Source organism: Microbulbifer aggregans (genome assembly GCF_001750105.1).
GTDB lineage: Bacteria > Pseudomonadota > Gammaproteobacteria > Pseudomonadales > Cellvibrionaceae > Microbulbifer > Microbulbifer aggregans.
In genome coordinates this window covers 2,240,484-2,257,236 of sequence record NZ_CP014143.1, presented here as the reverse complement: position 1 = coordinate 2,257,236, position 16,753 = coordinate 2,240,484, and the positions used below count along the sequence as shown (strand labels likewise).

Annotated in this window: 16 protein-coding genes; 7 read left to right on the top strand and 9 right to left on the bottom strand. The window is 61.1% G+C overall.

The genetic code is table 11. The annotated features are described in order from the left end of the window. Positions 1 to 23 precede the first annotated feature (23 nt). From AUP74_RS09735 to AUP74_RS09720, 4 genes are all read left to right on the top strand, one after another. Positions 24 to 743, top strand: a complete 720-nt coding sequence (locus AUP74_RS09735; protein ID WP_069947408.1) for an ABC transporter ATP-binding protein — start codon at positions 24 to 26, stop codon at positions 741 to 743. Further along, positions 743 to 3,217: an ABC transporter permease gene (locus AUP74_RS09730; protein WP_226999750.1), complete on the top strand. Its 2,475-nt coding sequence runs from the start codon at positions 743 to 745 to the stop codon at positions 3,215 to 3,217. The genes AUP74_RS09735 and AUP74_RS09730 overlap by 1 nt, the downstream gene beginning before the upstream one ends. Positions 3,218 to 3,327: 110 nt before the next feature. Beyond that, positions 3,328 to 4,596 carry an adenosylmethionine--8-amino-7-oxononanoate transaminase gene (gene bioA / locus AUP74_RS09725; RefSeq protein WP_069948810.1) on the top strand — a complete coding sequence of 423 codons (1,269 nt, stop codon included), beginning with the start codon at positions 3,328 to 3,330 and terminating at the stop codon, positions 4,594 to 4,596. Positions 4,597 to 4,703: 107 nt separating this feature from the next. Further along, positions 4,704 to 5,753, top strand: a complete 1,050-nt coding sequence (locus AUP74_RS09720; protein ID WP_226999749.1) for an ABC transporter ATP-binding protein — start codon at positions 4,704 to 4,706, stop codon at positions 5,751 to 5,753. 9 nt (positions 5,754 to 5,762) lie between these two features. On the opposite strand, the gene AUP74_RS09715 is transcribed toward AUP74_RS09720, so the two are convergent. Next, on the bottom strand, positions 5,763 to 7,475 hold the full coding sequence (locus AUP74_RS09715) for an ABC transporter permease (protein ID WP_083261112.1): 1,713 nt from the start codon (positions 7,473 to 7,475) through the stop codon (positions 5,763 to 5,765). A 109-nt stretch (positions 7,476 to 7,584) separates the two neighbouring features. After that, positions 7,585 to 8,628 (bottom strand): Fe(3+) ABC transporter substrate-binding protein, encoded by a 1,044-nt coding sequence (locus AUP74_RS09710; protein WP_083260912.1) that lies wholly within the window; start codon positions 8,626 to 8,628, stop codon positions 7,585 to 7,587. A gap of 196 nt (positions 8,629 to 8,824) precedes the next feature. On the opposite strand from AUP74_RS09710, the gene AUP74_RS09705 reads away from it, so the two are divergent. Further along, complete coding sequence (locus tag AUP74_RS09705; RefSeq protein WP_069947406.1) at positions 8,825 to 9,313, top strand: hypothetical protein; 489 nt, start codon at positions 8,825 to 8,827, stop codon at positions 9,311 to 9,313. 74 nt (positions 9,314 to 9,387) lie between these two features. Beyond that, entirely contained in the window at positions 9,388 to 9,654 is a 267-nt protein-coding gene (locus AUP74_RS09700; RefSeq protein ID WP_069947405.1) for a PepSY domain-containing protein, read from the top strand. Between the two features lie 147 nt (positions 9,655 to 9,801). On the opposite strand, the gene AUP74_RS09695 is transcribed toward AUP74_RS09700, so the two are convergent. From AUP74_RS09695 to AUP74_RS09685, 3 genes are all read right to left on the bottom strand, one after another. After that, complete coding sequence (locus AUP74_RS09695) at positions 9,802 to 10,866, bottom strand: peptidase M42 (protein WP_069947404.1); 1,065 nt, start codon at positions 10,864 to 10,866, stop codon at positions 9,802 to 9,804. A 98-nt stretch (positions 10,867 to 10,964) separates the two neighbouring features. Further along, positions 10,965 to 12,233 carry an APC family permease gene (locus AUP74_RS09690; RefSeq protein WP_069947403.1) on the bottom strand — a complete coding sequence of 423 codons (1,269 nt, stop codon included), beginning with the start codon at positions 12,231 to 12,233 and terminating at the stop codon, positions 10,965 to 10,967. A 64-nt stretch (positions 12,234 to 12,297) separates the two neighbouring features. After that, on the bottom strand, positions 12,298 to 12,636 hold the full coding sequence (locus AUP74_RS09685; protein ID WP_083260911.1) for a hypothetical protein: 339 nt from the start codon (positions 12,634 to 12,636) through the stop codon (positions 12,298 to 12,300). Positions 12,637 to 12,802: 166 nt separating this feature from the next. Here AUP74_RS09685 and AUP74_RS09680 point away from each other — a divergent pair, with 166 nt between their 5' ends. After that, a complete protein-coding gene (locus AUP74_RS09680; RefSeq protein ID WP_069948808.1) occupies positions 12,803 to 13,321 on the top strand; it encodes a peroxiredoxin in 519 nt (172 codons plus the stop codon). 53 nt (positions 13,322 to 13,374) lie between these two features. On the opposite strand, the gene AUP74_RS09675 is transcribed toward AUP74_RS09680, so the two are convergent. The 4 genes from AUP74_RS09675 to AUP74_RS09660 form a co-directional block, all read right to left on the bottom strand. Then, positions 13,375 to 14,820 carry a catalase gene (locus tag AUP74_RS09675; protein WP_069947401.1) on the bottom strand — a complete coding sequence of 482 codons (1,446 nt, stop codon included), beginning with the start codon at positions 14,818 to 14,820 and terminating at the stop codon, positions 13,375 to 13,377. Positions 14,821 to 15,018: 198 nt separating this feature from the next. Then, positions 15,019 to 15,411 (bottom strand): hypothetical protein, encoded by a 393-nt coding sequence (locus AUP74_RS09670; RefSeq protein ID WP_069948807.1) that lies wholly within the window; start codon positions 15,409 to 15,411, stop codon positions 15,019 to 15,021. Between the two features lie 18 nt (positions 15,412 to 15,429). Beyond that, a complete protein-coding gene (locus AUP74_RS09665) occupies positions 15,430 to 16,182 on the bottom strand; it encodes an SDR family oxidoreductase (protein WP_069947400.1) in 753 nt (250 codons plus the stop codon). Between the two features lie 232 nt (positions 16,183 to 16,414). Further along, complete coding sequence (locus AUP74_RS09660) at positions 16,415 to 16,738, bottom strand: hypothetical protein (protein WP_069947399.1); 324 nt, start codon at positions 16,736 to 16,738, stop codon at positions 16,415 to 16,417. Between the last annotated feature and the right edge of the window lie 15 nt (positions 16,739 to 16,753).

The window sequence follows — 16,753 nt, the reverse complement described above, 5'->3', positions numbered from 1 at the left end:
GCCGACAATAAGGAAGAGTTTCGATGACCGCCATGCTTCGGGCCGAGAACCTGATCCACCGGGTGACCACCAATGAAGGTCCCCTCACCCTGCTGAACAACATCTCCTTGCAACTGGCCCGCGGCGAGAGCCTCGCCATCACCGGCGCCTCCGGCTCGGGCAAATCCACCTTGCTGGGCCTGCTGGCCGGCCTCGACAAACCCACCGAAGGGCGTATCTGGCTGGCCGGCGAGGAGATCACCGCAATGGATGAGGAACAGCGGGCCGCCGTGCGGGCCCGCTCGGTGGGATTCGTGTTCCAGACCTTCCAGCTGCTGCCAGGCCTCACCGCCCTTGAGAATGTCATGCTGCCGAGTGAGCTGCGCGGCGAGCGCAACGCCGCCGGGCGCGCCGAAGAGTTCCTCAAGCGTGTCGGCCTTGAACACCGGCTGCACCACTATCCGCGCCAGCTCTCCGGCGGTGAGCAACAGCGGGTCGCCATTGCCCGCGCCTTCTGCAGTATCAGTGGCAGTGACGGCATCCTGTTTGCAGACGAGCCCACCGGCAGCCTCGACGCCGGCAATGGCGAAAAGATCATCGACCTGCTGTTCCAGCTGAACGCGGAATCCGACACCACCCTGGTACTGGTCACCCACGAGCAGCGGCTGGCCCAGCGCTGCCAGGCCCACCTGCGCATGGCCGCCGGTGAAGTGGCCGTGGCGGCCGGCCGCGACGACGGCAGCCTGTCGGAGGTGTCTGCCTGATGTCTTCCGCCAATCCCCTGCTGCCACTGAAGCTGCTCGGTCGCGACTGGCGCGGCGGCGAGCTGGCCCTGATCGCCACGGCGCTGGTGCTGGCGGTGACCTGTGTGACCGCCATCGCCCATTTCAGCGATCGCCTCACCCGCGCCATGTATATCCAGTCCCAGACCTTCCTCGCCGCCGAACGGGTGGTGAACAGCAGTAAACCCGTCGAACAGGCCTGGCTCGACGAGGCGGCCGACCGCGGTCTCGAGCAGGCACAGACGGTCCAGTTCGCCTCCATGCTGTCCGCCGGTGACCAGTTCCAGTTCGCCGCCATCAAGGCGGTCAGCGACGGTTACCCACTGGTGGGCCACCTGGAGATGCGGCCCGGCGCCAACGCCGAACCCCGCGTGGTACAACAGGGTCCACCCCGGGGTGAGGTGTGGATGGAACCCCGCCTGCTGCCACTGCTGGAGCTCTCGATCGGCGATAACCTGCAGATCGGCGAATCCGACTTCACCGTTACCGGCCTGCTCGATCATGAACCGGATCGCAGCGACAACCTGTTTTCCATGGGCGCGCGGGTGATGATGCACCGGGACGACCTGCAAGCCACCAATGTCGTGCAGCCCGGCAGCCGCGTGCAGTACCGCTACCTGTTCGCCGGTGACGATGTCGCCCTGAACAACTATTTCAAATGGCTGGAGCCCCGTCTCACCGAGCACCAGCGGGTGATCGACCTGCGCGAGGGGCAGCCCCGTGTGGCTTCCGCCCTCGACCGGGCCGAGCGTTTCCTGTTCCTGGCCGGCAGCCTCGCCGTGCTGTTGGCCAGTGTCGCCGTGGGCCTCGCCGCGCGTCGTTACAGCCTGCGTCATACCAGCTACGTGGCCGTGATGAAAAGCCTCGGCGCCGGCCGCGGCAAGGTGCTGGGCATCTATCTGGGCCAGCTGGCCGCACTGGCACTGATCGCCACCGCTGCCGGTCTGCTGTTGGGTAGCCTGATTCAGGCCCAGGCCGTGAGCCTGATGGCGGATTTCTTCCCCGTCGACCCGCCCCCGAGCGGCTGGAACCCGCTACTGGTGGGCCTGGTGACCGGCCTCGCCTGCGCGCTCGGCTTTGCCCTGCCACCGCTGTTCCGTCTCGCCCGCACCGACCCCATGCAGACCCTGCGCCGCGACTGGAGCAACCCTGACCGGCGCGAGTGGCTGGGTCTGGTGCTCGGCCCTACCTCCATGCTGCTGTTGATCTGGTGGCTGTCCGGTAGCCTGCCGATCACTCTGGCCCTGTTTGCCGGCATGGCCCTGCTGGTGGGTGGCAGTGCGCTGGTCAACCGACTGCTGGTGCGCGGCCGGCTGGCGAAGCTGGGCGGCAGCTGGCGTATCGCGCTGGGCAGCCTGCAGCGCCGGGCCGCCTTCAACACCCTGCTGATTGCCGCCTTCGGTACCGGCCTGCTGGCCATGCTGGCGATGGTCTTTGCGCGCACTGCACTCATTGATGAGTGGCGCATGCAGCTGCCGGACAATGCCCCCAATCACTTCCTGATCAATATCGCCCCGTATGAGAAAGAGAATGTCGAGCGCCTTCTGACCGACAACGGCGTCACCTCGACTGAGCTCTACCCGATGGTGCGCGGCCGACTGGTCGCCATCAACGATGTACCGGCAAAAGAGCGCAAGGAACAGGCTGGCGCCCTGCGCCGGGAGCTGAACCTGAGCTGGACGGAAAACCTCGCTCCCGACAACCGCATCGTCGCCGGCGACTGGTGGGAGAGTGTGGATACGGATAAAGGCGTCTCGGTGGAAGCAGAACTGGCGGAACGCCTCAACCTGAAGCTGGGCGACCAGCTGAAGTTTTCCATCGGCGGACTGGAAGTGGAATCCACCATCACCAGCCTGCGCACACTGGACTGGAACAGCATGCGCCCGAACTTCTACATGCTGTTCGCGCCCGGCAGCCTGGAGGATTTCCCCGCGACCTACATCACCAGTTTTCACCTGCCGCCGGAGGAAAAACTGTTCGTGAACGATCTGGTGCGCGCTTTCCCCAGCGTCACCGTGATCGAGCTCGACAAGATCATCGAGCGCATCCGCGACACCATCAGCCAGGTCTCCCTGGCCATCGAGTCGGTGATGGCGCTGATGCTCGTAGCCGGTGTGCTGGTGCTGATTGCCGGCGTACGTGCCAGTATCGCCGAGCGTTTGCAGGAAGCGGCAATTATCCGCACACTGGGCGGACGCCGCCGCCTGCTGCTGCAAAGCCTGGTGATCGAGTTCGGCCTGCTCGGCGTTGCCGCCGGCCTGCTGGCAGCCGCCGGTGCAGAGACCACGCTGGCGGTGCTGTCGCAGCGAGTGTTCGAGCTGCCCTTCACCTTGCACCCGCTGCTATGGGTTGCGGGGCCAATTGCGGGCGCACTGCTGGTGGGTACCGCCGGCACCCTGGCCTGCCGCAGCTCGGTGAGCGAGCCACCGCTCAAGGTACTGCGCGAGCTGGCCTGACCGACCTTCCTGTCGTCATGCCGGCGCGGGCCGGCATCCAGATTGAGAGAACACAATGGACCCCGGCACTGGCCGGGGTGACGACCAATTTCCTGATTGCATTACGGACCATGGATCTAGATTTCGACCGCCAGCATATCTGGCACCCCTACTCTTCCCTCATTGATCCACCCCCGGTTTACCCGGTGGCCCGCGCCGAGGGCGTGCGCCTTTACCTGGAGGACGGTCGCAGCCTGATCGACGGCATGTCCTCCTGGTGGTGCACCCTGCACGGTTACAACGTGCCGGAACTGAACCGCGCCATGCGGGAACAGATGGAGAAAATGTCCCACGTGATGTTCGGCGGCCTCACCCACGAGCCGGCCATTGAACTCAGCAAGAAACTGGTGGAAATCACCCCCGCGCCTCTGCAGCGGGTTTTCCTGGCCGACTCCGGTTCGGTATCGGTGGAAGTCTCCATCAAAATGGCCCTGCAGTACTGGCAGTCCCAGGGCCGACCGGAGAAAAACCGCCTGCTGGCCCTGCGCAACGGTTATCACGGCGACACCTTCGGCGCCATGGCCACCTGTGACCCGGTCACCGGCATGCACCACCTGTTTGCCAGTCACCTGACCCAGCACCTGTTCGCGCCGGCGCCAAAGCCGAACTTCGACGAGCCCTGTAGCGACGAGGACGTGGCCGAACTGCGCCAGTTGGTGGAAGAAAACCGCAATCAGCTGGCCGCCGTGATTCTGGAGCCCATCGTGCAGGGTGCCGGCGGCATGCGTTTCTACTCGCCGGAATACCTGAAACGCGTGCGCGCGCTCTGCGATGAATACGACCTGCTGCTGATTGCCGACGAGATTGCCACCGGCTTCGGCCGCAGCGGCAAGCTGTTCGCCTGCGAGCATGCCGGTATCAGCCCGGACATCCTCACCCTTGGCAAGGCGTTGACCGGCGGCACCATGACCATGGCCGCGACCCTGTGCACCGATCGGGTCGCCGACGGGATCTGCCGCGGCGAGGCGGGCGTGTTCATGCACGGCCCCACCTTTATGGGCAATCCGCTGGCCTGCGCCGTCTCCAGCGCCAGTATTGAACTGCTGCTTTCCAGCCCCTGGCAGGAGCGCGTCTCGCGCATCGAACAGCAGCTGCGGCAAGAGCTGGCGCCGCTCAAAGACGCGGATGATGTGGCCGACGTGCGTGCCCTCGGGGCCATTGGCGTGGTGGAGATGAAACAACCCGTGAACATGATGCAGGTGCAGGAAGCCCTGATTGATCGCGGGGTCTGGCTGCGCCCGTTCGGGAAACTGGTCTACGCCATGCCACCCTATGTCACCAGCGAGGAAGACCTGCGCCAGCTGACCGGCGCCATGGTGGAAGTGCTCGGCAACCTCTGAGAACAATCCCGGGCCGCGGCCCGGGTTGTGCTTTTCACCGTACCGAGACTTTGCCCGCTCGCCACGAGCAGCGATAATTCCCAACCCAGTCATCATCAGGGTCCATCGTGCAGCCGCTTCTCCAAGTCATTGATGCCGAATGTCGCTACGGCGAAAAGCTGATTCTCGAATCGGTTTCCTTTGACCTGCAAGCGGGCGAAATCGCCTGCCTGCTGGGGCCCAGTGGCTGTGGCAAGACAACCCTGCTACATGCCATTGCCGGCTTCCAGCCGCTGGCCAGGGGCTCGATCGCACTCGGCGGCGAGCCCCTGAGCGATAACCGCCGGGTGATGCCACCAGAGCAGCGCAAGATCGGTGTGGTGTTCCAGGATTACGCGCTCTTTCCCCATCTCACCGTGGAGCAGAACATCGGCTTCGGCCTGCGCGACCTGCCCCGGGTCGAACGCACGGCGCGGGTCGGCGAGCTGCTCGCCCTCGTGCAACTTGCCCAGCACGCACAGCAATATCCGCATCAGTTGTCCGGTGGCCAGCAGCAGCGTGTGGCCCTGGCTCGCGCGCTGGCTCCGAAACCACGGCTACTGCTGATGGACGAGCCCTTTTCCAACCTGGATACCGAGTTGCGCCGCAGCCTCGCCACGGAAGTCCGCCACATTCTGCGCGAAGAGGGCATCGCCGCACTGATCGTGACCCACGACCGGAGTGAGGCGTTCGCGGCCGGTGACAAACTGGGGATTCTTGCCAACGCCCATTTACAGCAGTGGGATACACCGCAGAACCTGTACCGCACTCCTGCCAACGCGGCCGTGGCCCGCATCGTTTCCGAGGGCAACCTGCTGCGCGGAAAGTGGATTAGTGAGGGATGGGTGGAAACGGCACTGGGCCGGGTGGCCGTCAGCCCGGCCGCTCGACTGGAAAGCGGCCACATCGGCAAGGCGGTGGAGGTATTTGCCCGGAGCGAGGACCTGGTTCCCGGCGAGCACGCCAATGCCGTCACGGTACAGGTGCTTTCCAAGAGCTTTCTCGGCAACAGCGCCCTCTACGCTTTCCGACTGCCCAACGGGCGCAAGATAGAGGCCACACTGAGCACCGATTACCGTTTTGAGCCCGGCAACGAGGTGCCGCTGCGCCTTGAGAGTCCGCTGGTTTTTTCCGACTGAAACCGCCGCTCAGCCGATGGCGGCAGTGGTCGGCAGCTCCGCCACTTCCGCCGGCTTCTCTTCCGTGTCATCCCCCCGCCCGCGCATGGCCCGGCTCAACAGGATCACCGGCAACAGCCCCACCAGCACAATCATCAGCGCCCCCAGCGCCGAACGCTCGAGCATTTCGTCAGAGGCGAACTGATATACATACGTGGCCAGCGTATCGAAACCGAACGGCCGCAACAGCAGCGTCGCCGGCAACTCTTTCATACAGTCGACAAACACCACGATGGCACCGCTGAGGATACCTGCCCGCACCAGCGGCAGGTGCACCGCCCAAAGCGTCTGCCAGCTGTTGCGCCCCAGTGAGCGGGAGGCGCGATCCATGGATGGCGTCACTTTGTCCAGACTCGATTCGATGGCACCGGTCGAAACCGCCAGGAAACGAGCCGTGTAGGCAAACAAAATCGCGAACACACTGCCGGAGAGCAGCAGGCCAGTGGAAGTATCCAGGTACCGACGGGCGAAATCATCCAGCGTGTTGTCAAAGGCCGCCAGCGGAATAATCACACCGATGGCCATGACTGCACCGGGCATGGCATAGCCGAGTTTGGAGAAGCCCACCAATGCGCGCACGGTGTTGCCCGACGCGAGGCGCTTGCCGTAAGCGAGCAGCAAGCCCAGCAGCGCTGTCGCCAGTGCCGCGACTGAAGACAGCAAAAAGCTGTTGCCGGCAATGGAGAGAAAATCATCGGTCCAGTAGCTGGCAAAGTTACCCAGTGCATACTGCAACAGCACCAGCGTCGGCACTCCGAAACCGCCCAGCAGTACCAGGCTACAGAAAATTGTCGCCGCCAGCGCACGGCCGCCCCTGAGCACGTAGTAATCCCGCTTCGCCCCCGGAGACTGCACGAAGTGACGCTGTCGGCGCCTGGCCATACGCTCGAGCGTCACCAGCAACACCACAAACACCAGCGTGCTGCAGGCGATCTGGGCGGCACCGCCCAGATTTCCGCGGCTGAGCCAGGTATCGTAAATACCCACGCTCAGTGTGCGAACCGCAAAGAAATCCACGGTGCCAAAATCGTTCAGGGTTTCCATCAACACCAGAGACAACCCCACGGCAACCGCCGGTCGCGCCATCGGCAGGGACACCCGCAGGAAACTCTGCCACGGACTACACCCCAGGGAACGACTGGCCGCGCGGATACTGCCGCACTGTTCCAGAAACGCCGCCCGGGCGAGCATATAGACGTAGGGGTAAAGCACCAGCGAGAGCATGGCGATAGCGCCGCCCATGCTGCGGATCTCGGGGAACCAGTAATCCCGGGATGTCTGCCAGCCGAAAGTTTCGCGTAAAAACTGTTGTACCGGCCCCGCGTATTCCAGCAGGTCGGTATAGACATAGGCAATCACGTAGGCGGGTACCGCAAACGGCAGCAATAGGCCCCACTCAAAAAAGCGACGCCCCGGGAAGCGGCACATGCTGACCAGCCAGGCCGCGGCAACACCGGTGACCAGGGTGCAAAGGGCAACACCCAATGAGAGCGTAAGAGTCGCGCCGATATAGTGGAACAACACCGTATCCCACAGGTGCGGCCAGATATTTTCCTCGGGGAAAAAGGCCAGTGCAAAGACCGAAAGCACCGGCAGTGCCACCAGCAGTGCGACGATCAGCACTACCCAGAACCAGCGGCGACCGGACGGCGACGACCCCATGGCAGATTCCTGCTTGCTCATAAAACACAGAAGGCGCGGCACCGTATGCAGTGCCGCGCCATCGACCCCCAAGCACCGCGCGCAGGCTCAATGCCCACACGCAGTTCTCTATGCAGTCTGATCAAATCGATCAGAAATCGAAGGCGACCTCATCCACCAGCTTCGATGCCGCCGGCACGTAAGAGGCGATTTCGGTAAGACTCAGGTCGTCTTCCTTGAACTCACCCATGGTTTCCTGAATCAGCTCTGAGCGTTCTACACCCGGACGCACCGGGAATTCAAAGTTCTTTTCCGCATACAGGTACTGCGCCTGCTCACCGCTCAGGAACTCCAGCAGCTTTACGGCGTTGTCGCGGTTCGGGGCATGCTTGGTCACAGCCGCACCGGAGATGAACATATGCGTGCCGCGGTCATCCTGGTTCGGGAACACCAGATTGACAGACTTGGCCCACTCGATCTGCTCCGGCTCTTCCTCATTGGTAATCATCTTGCCGAAGTAGTAGCTGTTGCCGAGAGACAGATCACAGACGCCCTCGCTGATGGCCTTCACCTGGGCGCGGTCATTGCCCTGGGGCTTGCGGGCCAGGTTGGCCTTGACCCCTTCCAGCCACTCTTTGGTTTTCGCTTCGCCGTGGTAGGCGATCATGGAGGCGATCAGCGACAGACTGTAAGGGTGCTTGCCGCTGCGGGTGCAAATACGCCCCTTCCACTTCGGATCGGCCAGCTCTTCATAGCTAGTGATTTCGCCCGGTTTGACCCGATCCTTGGACGCATAGATCAGTCGCGCGCGAGTCGTCAGACCAAACCAGTTCCCCTCTTCATCACGGAACTGGGCGGGAATGTTTTCTTCTAGCACTTCACTGTCGACGGGCTGTGTTAGCTCCTCGTCGACCAGCTGCATCAGGTTGCTGGTGTTGGAGGTCAGTACCAGGTCGGCAGGGCTGTTACGGCCCTCACGCTCCAGGCGTTCTACCAGTCCCTTGCTGGCGTAAACCACCCGGGTCTCGATACCGGTCTCGTCAGTAAATGCGTCGAGGACGGGCTCGATAAGAAAGGGCTGGCGGTAGGAGTAGATATTCACCTGTTCGGCGGCCGCACTGGTCAGTGCAAACCCGAAAGTGGCAGCAGCCACAGCGATGCAGGAAAAGCCTTTGGATAGAGATCTGGAGAGCATCGAAAATCCCTGATTGCCTGATTAATTTGAGAAGGATTCTCATTTGTATCAATCCCAAAGTCAACCTCCGGGTCATTGCCAACTCGTGACCCTATCATCCCCACAGTCGCGAAATTCCACCTATGCTTAGGGGCAAATATCGCGCCTCGGCAATCTTTGCCGGGAGCAACGTTCACTCATCACCGAGAGGTGCCCTATGTACCGCTTTGCTGTCCTGACCGCCCTGCTGATGCCGCTATGGCTTGTCGGCTGCGGCGAGAGAACTGAAACCGTAGAACCCACAGAAGTGGAGACCATGGAGGAAGACATCGAAGTCTCTGAACCCGCGGAAGAACGCACCGCCCCCGGGGAGGCTACCGACGACGCCATGCCTGACAATGGCTACGGCCAGGACCAGTCCGGCAGCCAGGACCAATCGAGTGCATCCGACATGGGCTCTGCTACCGAGGTGGAGACCTGCTCCCCGCAGTGGTTTCAGTGGGTCCATGAGAAAGTCGTCGCCATGCCCGGCGTAGACGCAAAAGTCGCCGAAATGTATAGCGACGGGCTGCCGGAAGTCGGCACCGACGAATGGTTCCGCGCCATGGACCGCCTCACCGGCGGCGACGGCGCCCACGGTCCGGATGGCGGTAGTGCGGAGTGGTGCAGCATGATGGAGCAGCGCCTCGACAGCCAGGCCCCATAATGCACGCGGACTTCATTGGAAAAGGGGGCCGGCCCACGGTCGGCCCCGGCGCTATTCAAGCCAGGGGAAGCCGTATGAAACGCACCATTGCACTGGCGCTGGCCATTGCCGGCGCAACCCTGTCGCCACTGGCAGCCGCCGATAAAAAACCCCCACCCGGCGCCATGGCACTCTCCACTGTGCTGACCACGCTGGAGCAGCAAGGCTATACGCCGATTGTCGAGGTTTCCCTCGACGATGGACGCTGGGAAATCGAGGCCTTCAAGGAGGGCAAGCCCGTCAAAGTGAAGGTAGATCCGAATACCGCCGAGATTCTTTCCGAAGAGCCAGACGACAGTTAATCCGCCTGGTTAGACCACAAGCGGCCGCTCGGTTTCCGAAGCGGCCCGCCGGTTCCTGAGCCGGACACCGAAGCCATGGATGAACGAAAACCACCGACTGCAACTGCACGAGTACACCGGCCTGCCGCCCACTGAGCTGCACCCGCTTTACAGCGCATCGGACTCCCGACAGAAGCGCGTCAGCAGGCGGCTGAAACCGGTATTGGCCTCCAGGCTCGCGGACTCTTCCATGGTGTGATAGCCGGTGGTGGGGATCTGCAAGGTAGTCCCCTGCACAAACCCTCCTGACGAGGCCGCGATGCGCCCCATTTCGGTACTGCCAAGGGACTGCGGCTCGCCACCCACTGCCTCGGCCTGGCGGTTCAGCTCCTCGATGTAGGTATCCTTGTAAGCGAAACTGATCCCCTCTTGCCGGCACAAACCCTCGAGCTGCTCCGTGGTCTGCGGGTGAAACGCGGCATTGGCATCGCAACGGCGCAGGACCACTTGCTGGCGGTCCGCCGTCTCGCGGTCCGGGTAAGGACTGGTATCCACCACCACCAGCCGGTCGGTGGCACCATTAAAACGGCGGAACCATTCGAGCAGGTAGCGCCAGCTACTGCCCGCCTCCTCCTGGGCGGTAAAAAACGCGGTGCCCTGGAAACCGAGCGCGAACAGATGCACCAGGTGGGCGGCGGTCAGGACATTGTCCAGCTGGGCGCTGAGAATACCGTCCTCAATGGTCAAGCGATCGGTAAACGCCACCGGCGTACCCGCCACTAGGTGTTCCAGCCCGTCCACTTCAAAAATCAGGTTGTTGCGGTATTCACAGACGTAAGCCTTGTCGATGATGCCAGCGCCGCGATAGGATCCCGACCAGGGTTCGTAAGCCATCACCGGCACGCCGTGAAAGCGGTCGACAATTTTCATCATCAGCTTTTCTGACACGGAGTTGCCCAGCAGGTCAGAGCGACGACCGGCCACGAACGCCGCATACTGGAATTCGTTGGGCCCGGTGCAGATCAGGCCATGGCGGTCGATATGGGCGGAGAACATGGCGGAATTCGGCCGCTGGCCATGGGCCACCAGCACGCCCTCATACCAGGTTACTTGTGCGCCCCGCTCCTCGAGCTCACGCTGCAACACCCGAAAGAACGAATGCTCCGCCCCTACCACGCTGGGGCTGCGAACCAGGACCTTCAACAGGTCAATGAAGTCCTCGATTTTTTCCATTCTCGTACCCTCCCCGTTCCATTAAGCAGCACCCGGGCGGGAGCCCTCGCTTACATCCGCCGTTTATATCGCCTTTGGCCACTAGCGCAAACAGAAAACTACGAGTCGCCCTTCCCTCTTCGTAGCCACAGCGGCCTGATCACCACCGCGGCCACAACCAGCCCGGCAAAAAACAACAGGGTGAGCGGATCCTCCGATACAAGTCGGACTACCAGTGCGAGTGCCGATGCCGTCGCAGCAACGGCGCCAAAGCCCGTGATCCAGCGCCGGCCCGTTTTCTTATGAAAAGCCAGCGCACAGACAACAGCAAACGTTACCAGGAAGGAGAGACTCGCCGCCTCGACCAGCGCCGTGAGGGTGCCGAGTGCTGCGAGAATTGCCGCGGCAAAGCCCAGCAGAAGAACTGCCCTGTCCGGAATGCCGGCGGAATTCTGGTGCGTCAGGACTTTTGGCAGTTCATTGGCCCGGGCTACGGTATGGGCAAGACGGGCAGTCGCGAACAGCGTCGAGTTAATCGCCGAGCCGGTGGAGAAGGCTGCGGCAATGGTGACAATCACCACGCCGGTGGTGCCCAATACTTCCCGCCCTGCAATAGCCAGCGCCACCTCCTCATGCTGCACCACACCATCGGCGCCAATCAGCATGGCCGTCCCCAGTGCTACCAGGATATAAACGAAGATCACCACCACGATCGCCGATAAAACCGATCGCGGTAAGGTTTTGTCCGGCTGGTGGATGTCATCGTAATCGTAGGCCAGCAGCTGAAAACCCTCGTAGGCCATAAAAACCGACGCCGCACCAAACAGCGCTGCAGCCAGGCTGGCATCGGGAACCCCGCGGGACAGCATTTCCGGTTGCCACCGGGAAAGGCCCCAAGTGGCCAGCCCAACGAGCACGATCAACTTCACCCAGACCAGAAAAATTTCGACGCCACCCGCCTCCGCCACGCCGCGCAGGTTCAAACCGATGAACAACACCATGATCGCAAACGCGGAGGCCCGGGGCACCCAAGCGCCCATATCGAGCACATAGCCCAGGTACTGACCAAACGTGAAGGCGTAAACCGAATTCGTGAGCACATAGCCCACCAGCAGCACCCAGGACAGCGTGCCGGCGATGTTTGTCGCACCGACTTCCCGAAGAAATGTGAAAGCACCACCGCCCTTGTGGTAATGGGAAGCCAGATGGACATAGCTATACCCGGTGGCAAGGGCAATCAGCCCTGCGGTCAGGAAGCTGAGCCAGGTAAGAGAGCCGGAAATGGTGACGACCACGCCGAGCGTGGCAAAAATGCCACCACCGATCATCCCTCCCACAGCCATGGACCAGGCGCCGTTGATGCCAAGCTTGGAGGAGGATTGACTCATAGTCGGACCATTTTCTCTCGCATCACAAGATCATAGCCTGCACGCATTCCCGCCAATCCCTTACCTATTCACCCTCATGGGTACGCAGCTGCGTATACCAGTCCCGATAGGGCGTATTCTTCACCAGGTAGCGGTTGTAGTCCGGTGCGCCGTCGTCCCACCAGACCGGTCCCCGCTCGCCCAGCGCCACCTTGGCCGCGTGAACACCGCTGCGGGCGATTTTTTCCGCCTCAGAGTCACCGCTGCGTTTGGCGCGCCCAACCGCAGAACGGCAGCGCATCAATTCACGCACCAGCCGCTCGCGCTGTTCATTACTCAAAGCCGGATTCGACCGCCGCCACAGCCTGCCGCGGACGACAAAATAACGCTGATCCGGCGTCACCGGGTATTGCGTATCAGACACAGGGGACAGCCACTCCGGGAAATGGTAAAACCTGAACCGAGACAACAGCAGCGCCTGCCGGCGCGTATAGTCGAAACCCTTCCGGTCTATGGAAATAACCGGACAGTAAGTAGTAGCCTCTGTTAAAGACGCTTACCCGCATACACAAACAACGATGGGATCAATCATGACAAGACTTATCGGCTTTTTCGTCGCCACCCTGCTCAGCCTGCCCCTCGCGGCACTGGAAGTCGGTGAACAGGCGCCCGAGTTCAGCCTGCAGGGGTCTGACGGCAAGACCCACAAGCTGTCTGACTACAAGGGAAACAAGGCGGTGGTCATCGCCTGGTATCCAAAGGCCTTCACCAAGGGCTGTACCATTGAGTGCAAGTCACTGGCAGAAAACGGGCACCTGATCCGCGAATACGATGTGGCCTACTTCATGGCGAGTACCGACGAGCTGGAGACCAACAAGAAGTTCGCCGAGGAGCAGAAGGCGGACTTCCCTCTACTCAGTGACCCCGACGGCGAAACCGCGAAAGCCTACGATGTGCTGATGCCAGTCATGAATGTCGCCAAGCGCGTCACCATTTACATCGGCAAAGACGGACGCATCCTGAAAATCGACCGGGATATCAAGCCCGCCACCAGCGCCGAGGATATCGCTCGCACCCTGGGTGAGCTGGACGTCGCTCGTAAGGGCTGAATTCTGACGCATTCGGCAGGCCGCCCCGTGCGGTGTCGGCCTGCTTATCCCGTTCAGCCTTTACGCACCCCCTGCTCGATGCGGTCGCCCAATTCCTTGTCGACCTTGCGCCAATAATCAAAGGCGCGTTCCAGTACCTCGTCCGATACCCCCGCCTTCAGGTGCCCCACCACATTGGACACCAGGCGATCCCGTGCTCCATCGTCCATCACATCCCGGACCAGCATGCCTGGCTGGACAAAGTCATCGTCCTCCTTATGCGGTTTGTAGGGCGCGTGCACAAAGTCACCACTTGCCGACCATTTTTCCGTGTAGGTGTGGTCGGCGCTGGGGCCACCCTTGGAATTCGGGGCGTAAACCGGATCAGCAACATTCTGCACCCGCATGGCTCCGTCCTTGCTGTAACTGTGCACCGGGCACTTGGGCGCATTGACGGGTATCTGCTTGTAGTTGACGCCCATCCTTGCCCGGTGCGCATCTGCGTAGGCAAAGACCCGCGCCAGCAACATCTTGTCCGGGCTGAAGCCGATACCGGGCACGGTATTGTTGGGTTCGAAGGCGGCCTGCTCGATCTCGGTATGGAAGTCCGTGGGATTACGATCCAGCGTCAGCCGCCCCACTTCCTGCAGGGGATAGTCGTCGTGAGGCCAGACTTTGGTCAGGTCAAAGGGGTGGAAGCGGTAATTTTCCGCCTCGGCGAACGGCATGATCTGCACTTTGAGGGTCCAGCTCGGGTAGTCTCCCCGCGCAATGGCATCGAACAGGTCGCGCCGGTGGGCATCCGAATCCTCCCCCGCAATCCGGTCCGCCTCTTCCTGGGTCAGGCACTCGATGCCCTGGTCGGTCTTGAAGTGATACTTGACCCAGAAACGCTCGCCGTCCTTGTTCACCCACAGATAGGTGTGGCTCGAATAGCCATTCATATGCCGATAGGTCCTGGGAATGCCCCGGTCACCCATCAGCCAGGTGACCTGGTGCGCCGACTCCGGCGACAGTGTCCAAAAATCCCACTGCATGTCGTGATCCCGCAGGCCGCTGTCCGCACGGCGTTTCTGCGAGCGGATAAAGTGCTGGAATTTCATCGGATCCCGGAGGAAAAAGACCGGCGTGTTGTTGCCGACCATGTCGTAGTTGCCCTCGGAGGTATAAAACTTGAGGGCAAATCCCCGCGGATCCCGCCAGGTATCCGGGCTGCCCCGCTCGCCGGCGACAGTGGAAAAGCGGATCAACGTATCTGTCTTGGTACCGGGCTGAAACACAGCCGCCTTGGTAAAGGCACTCACATCCTGTGTCACTTCAAAGTGGCCAAAAGCACCGGAGCCCTTGGCATGGGGCTGGCGCTCGGGAATACGTTCGCGGTTGAAGTTCGCCATCTGCTCGATCAAGTAATGATCGTGCAGCACGATCGGGCCTTCCGGCCCGACTGTCAGGGAGTACTCGTCGCTGGCAACGGGGATACCGGCATCGGTCGTCGTGCGATTCCTGTCATCTTTTTTCACGCTGTTCTTTCCTTGATGTAGCTTGGAGCGCCCCACCCTGAGTAAGATGTGAGATCGTCAAATAAGAAAAAGGACAGTGGCAACGATAGTGCAGCAGACAGGAGATGGAAGGGAATCAGACGCAGAGCTGCAGACAGGTCTGGCTCACGGAGACCCGTGAAGGCGATGTAACCGAAAAACAGTAAATCCACGGACCCGTTATTTGGGGGCGAGAGCCTCTACCTGTAGCGATTCCTCCTCGCTCAGCGCCCGGTAGCCACGGGGAAAGGGCCAGCCATAGCCCCAGCGAAACTCCGTCGGCAGGAAAGGCGTGCCCCCTACTCGCACACCGGCAAGCATGAGCACCGCGATCTCGGGCTCACCCAGCGAAGCCACACACTGACGGAGTGCTTCATCAGCCTCTACACGCTCCTGGAAGGTACCGCCTTTCCAGTAGGCATAGTCATGATCGGTGCAACAGCTCAGCCAGAGCTCCTGTTGTGCCAGGGTCCCATCCGGAAAAGCACTGCAGCCATCAGAACTGAATGCCTCGAGGGTCTGCGCCGAGAGCGGCGCGCTGAGCAACAGGAAAAAGAGAAACAGTAAACGCACACTTACCCCACGTTTCACCTAATTGGGCCGCTTGGGGGCGGCGGGCCAGCCACCGGCAAACTTGATAACTGTCCCCGTATGGAAGGAGCCTTTCATATTCGCCAGGTAACGCACCAGTTCACCCACCTCTTCCGGCTCACCCAACCTGCCCGCGGGTACAACCTCCCGGATGAACTCTTGGCCGGCAGGGTCATCGATAAACTTCGCCCGGGGAAAATACGCCTCACTGTACAGGTAATTAGGGGCAATAGCATTTACCGGGATACCGAACGGTGCCAGCTCGATACTCAAGGATTTCACCAGGGCATTGGCCCCCGCGCGGGCCATATCCGGTATCGCCCCGCCCGGTAAGGGCAGCTCCGTTCGCGAGGAGGTCACCAGTATGACGTTACCAAAACCCTGCGCTTTCAATCTGGGAATCGCCGCCTGCATCAGCTTGAACGGCGCCACCATCACGTTTTCGACGGTCGCATAGAGGTCTTCGATATTGGCCTCATCCACCGGTGTGTGAATGGCCGGAAAGGTATCGTTGCTGATCAGCACATCCAACCTGCCACTTTCGTCCCATACCCGGGTGATCAGATCATAGGGATTCATTGGCCCCAGCGGCACTATGCCCGAGTGCCGTCCGACGTATTCCTCCCTCCTGCCCTCATCCGCAAAAGCCGGGTCCTGGGCAATCACCCGGTAACCGTCCTCCAACAGAGCTTCCACGGCCGGTGGACCAACAAAGTCCAGCGCATTGGTAATTAACCCTACTTTGGCTTGCATGGAGCCTCCTTGCCGATTGCCATCCCGCAATCAAGGCTTACGACGGGATCGATCTGAGCATGCCATTGTTACCCTCCAGTGGATCCAAAGGACAGTATCAACGATGCATCCGCTAAGAGAAATACTGCTCGTAAAATCTAGTGGATACCCTAACGCAGGGGCGACAGTCAATAGTTAGACAATTTGGGATCAGCACGAACAATAGCTGGGATAAGCTGAACTGGCTCGCACCTCAGCAACCTCGAGAATCAAAGCTACATATAGATAACATCAGAACGGCACCACCCAGATGATAAAGCGCCAGTAAGCCGCCCATGCCGAAAAGACATGTCAGGGCCAGTGAAGTGTTTGCCAGTCTTGCGAGGAACAGGAGGGCAACGGCGTATACCAGTAACGGCAGTCCAATCAGGACCAATTCCGAGGCTCTAAGCGAAGAGAACGCGTTGGAGCTATACATGATTGAGACCAGCACCAGGATCGCGAGGAGGGCTACCCCAATGCTGGAAATTACGCAGGAAATAACCTTGTAATTTTTGATCCATTTAATTCCGGCCAATCCGACTCCTGCCAA

Coding starts and splice junctions, on each gene's coding strand:
- bioA (WP_069948810.1), top strand. CDS start 3,328: ATGGATCTAGATTTCGACCGCCAGCATATCTGGCACCCCTACTCTTCC.
- AUP74_RS09695 (WP_069947404.1), bottom strand. CDS start 10,866: ATGGAAAAAATCGAGGACTTCATTGACCTGTTGAAGGTCCTGGTTCGC.
- AUP74_RS09665 (WP_069947400.1), bottom strand. CDS start 16,182: ATGCAAGCCAAAGTAGGGTTAATTACCAATGCGCTGGACTTTGTTGGT.
- AUP74_RS09730 (WP_226999750.1), top strand. CDS start 743: ATGTCTTCCGCCAATCCCCTGCTGCCACTGAAGCTGCTCGGTCGCGAC.
- AUP74_RS09700 (WP_069947405.1), top strand. CDS start 9,388: ATGAAACGCACCATTGCACTGGCGCTGGCCATTGCCGGCGCAACCCTG.
- AUP74_RS09680 (WP_069948808.1), top strand. CDS start 12,803: ATGACAAGACTTATCGGCTTTTTCGTCGCCACCCTGCTCAGCCTGCCC.
- AUP74_RS09715 (WP_083261112.1), bottom strand. CDS start 7,475: ATGAGCAAGCAGGAATCTGCCATGGGGTCGTCGCCGTCCGGTCGCCGC.
- AUP74_RS09735 (WP_069947408.1), top strand. CDS start 24: ATGACCGCCATGCTTCGGGCCGAGAACCTGATCCACCGGGTGACCACC.
- AUP74_RS09690 (WP_069947403.1), bottom strand. CDS start 12,233: ATGAGTCAATCCTCCTCCAAGCTTGGCATCAACGGCGCCTGGTCCATG.
- AUP74_RS09710 (WP_083260912.1), bottom strand. CDS start 8,628: ATGCTCTCCAGATCTCTATCCAAAGGCTTTTCCTGCATCGCTGTGGCT.
- AUP74_RS09705 (WP_069947406.1), top strand. CDS start 8,825: ATGTACCGCTTTGCTGTCCTGACCGCCCTGCTGATGCCGCTATGGCTT.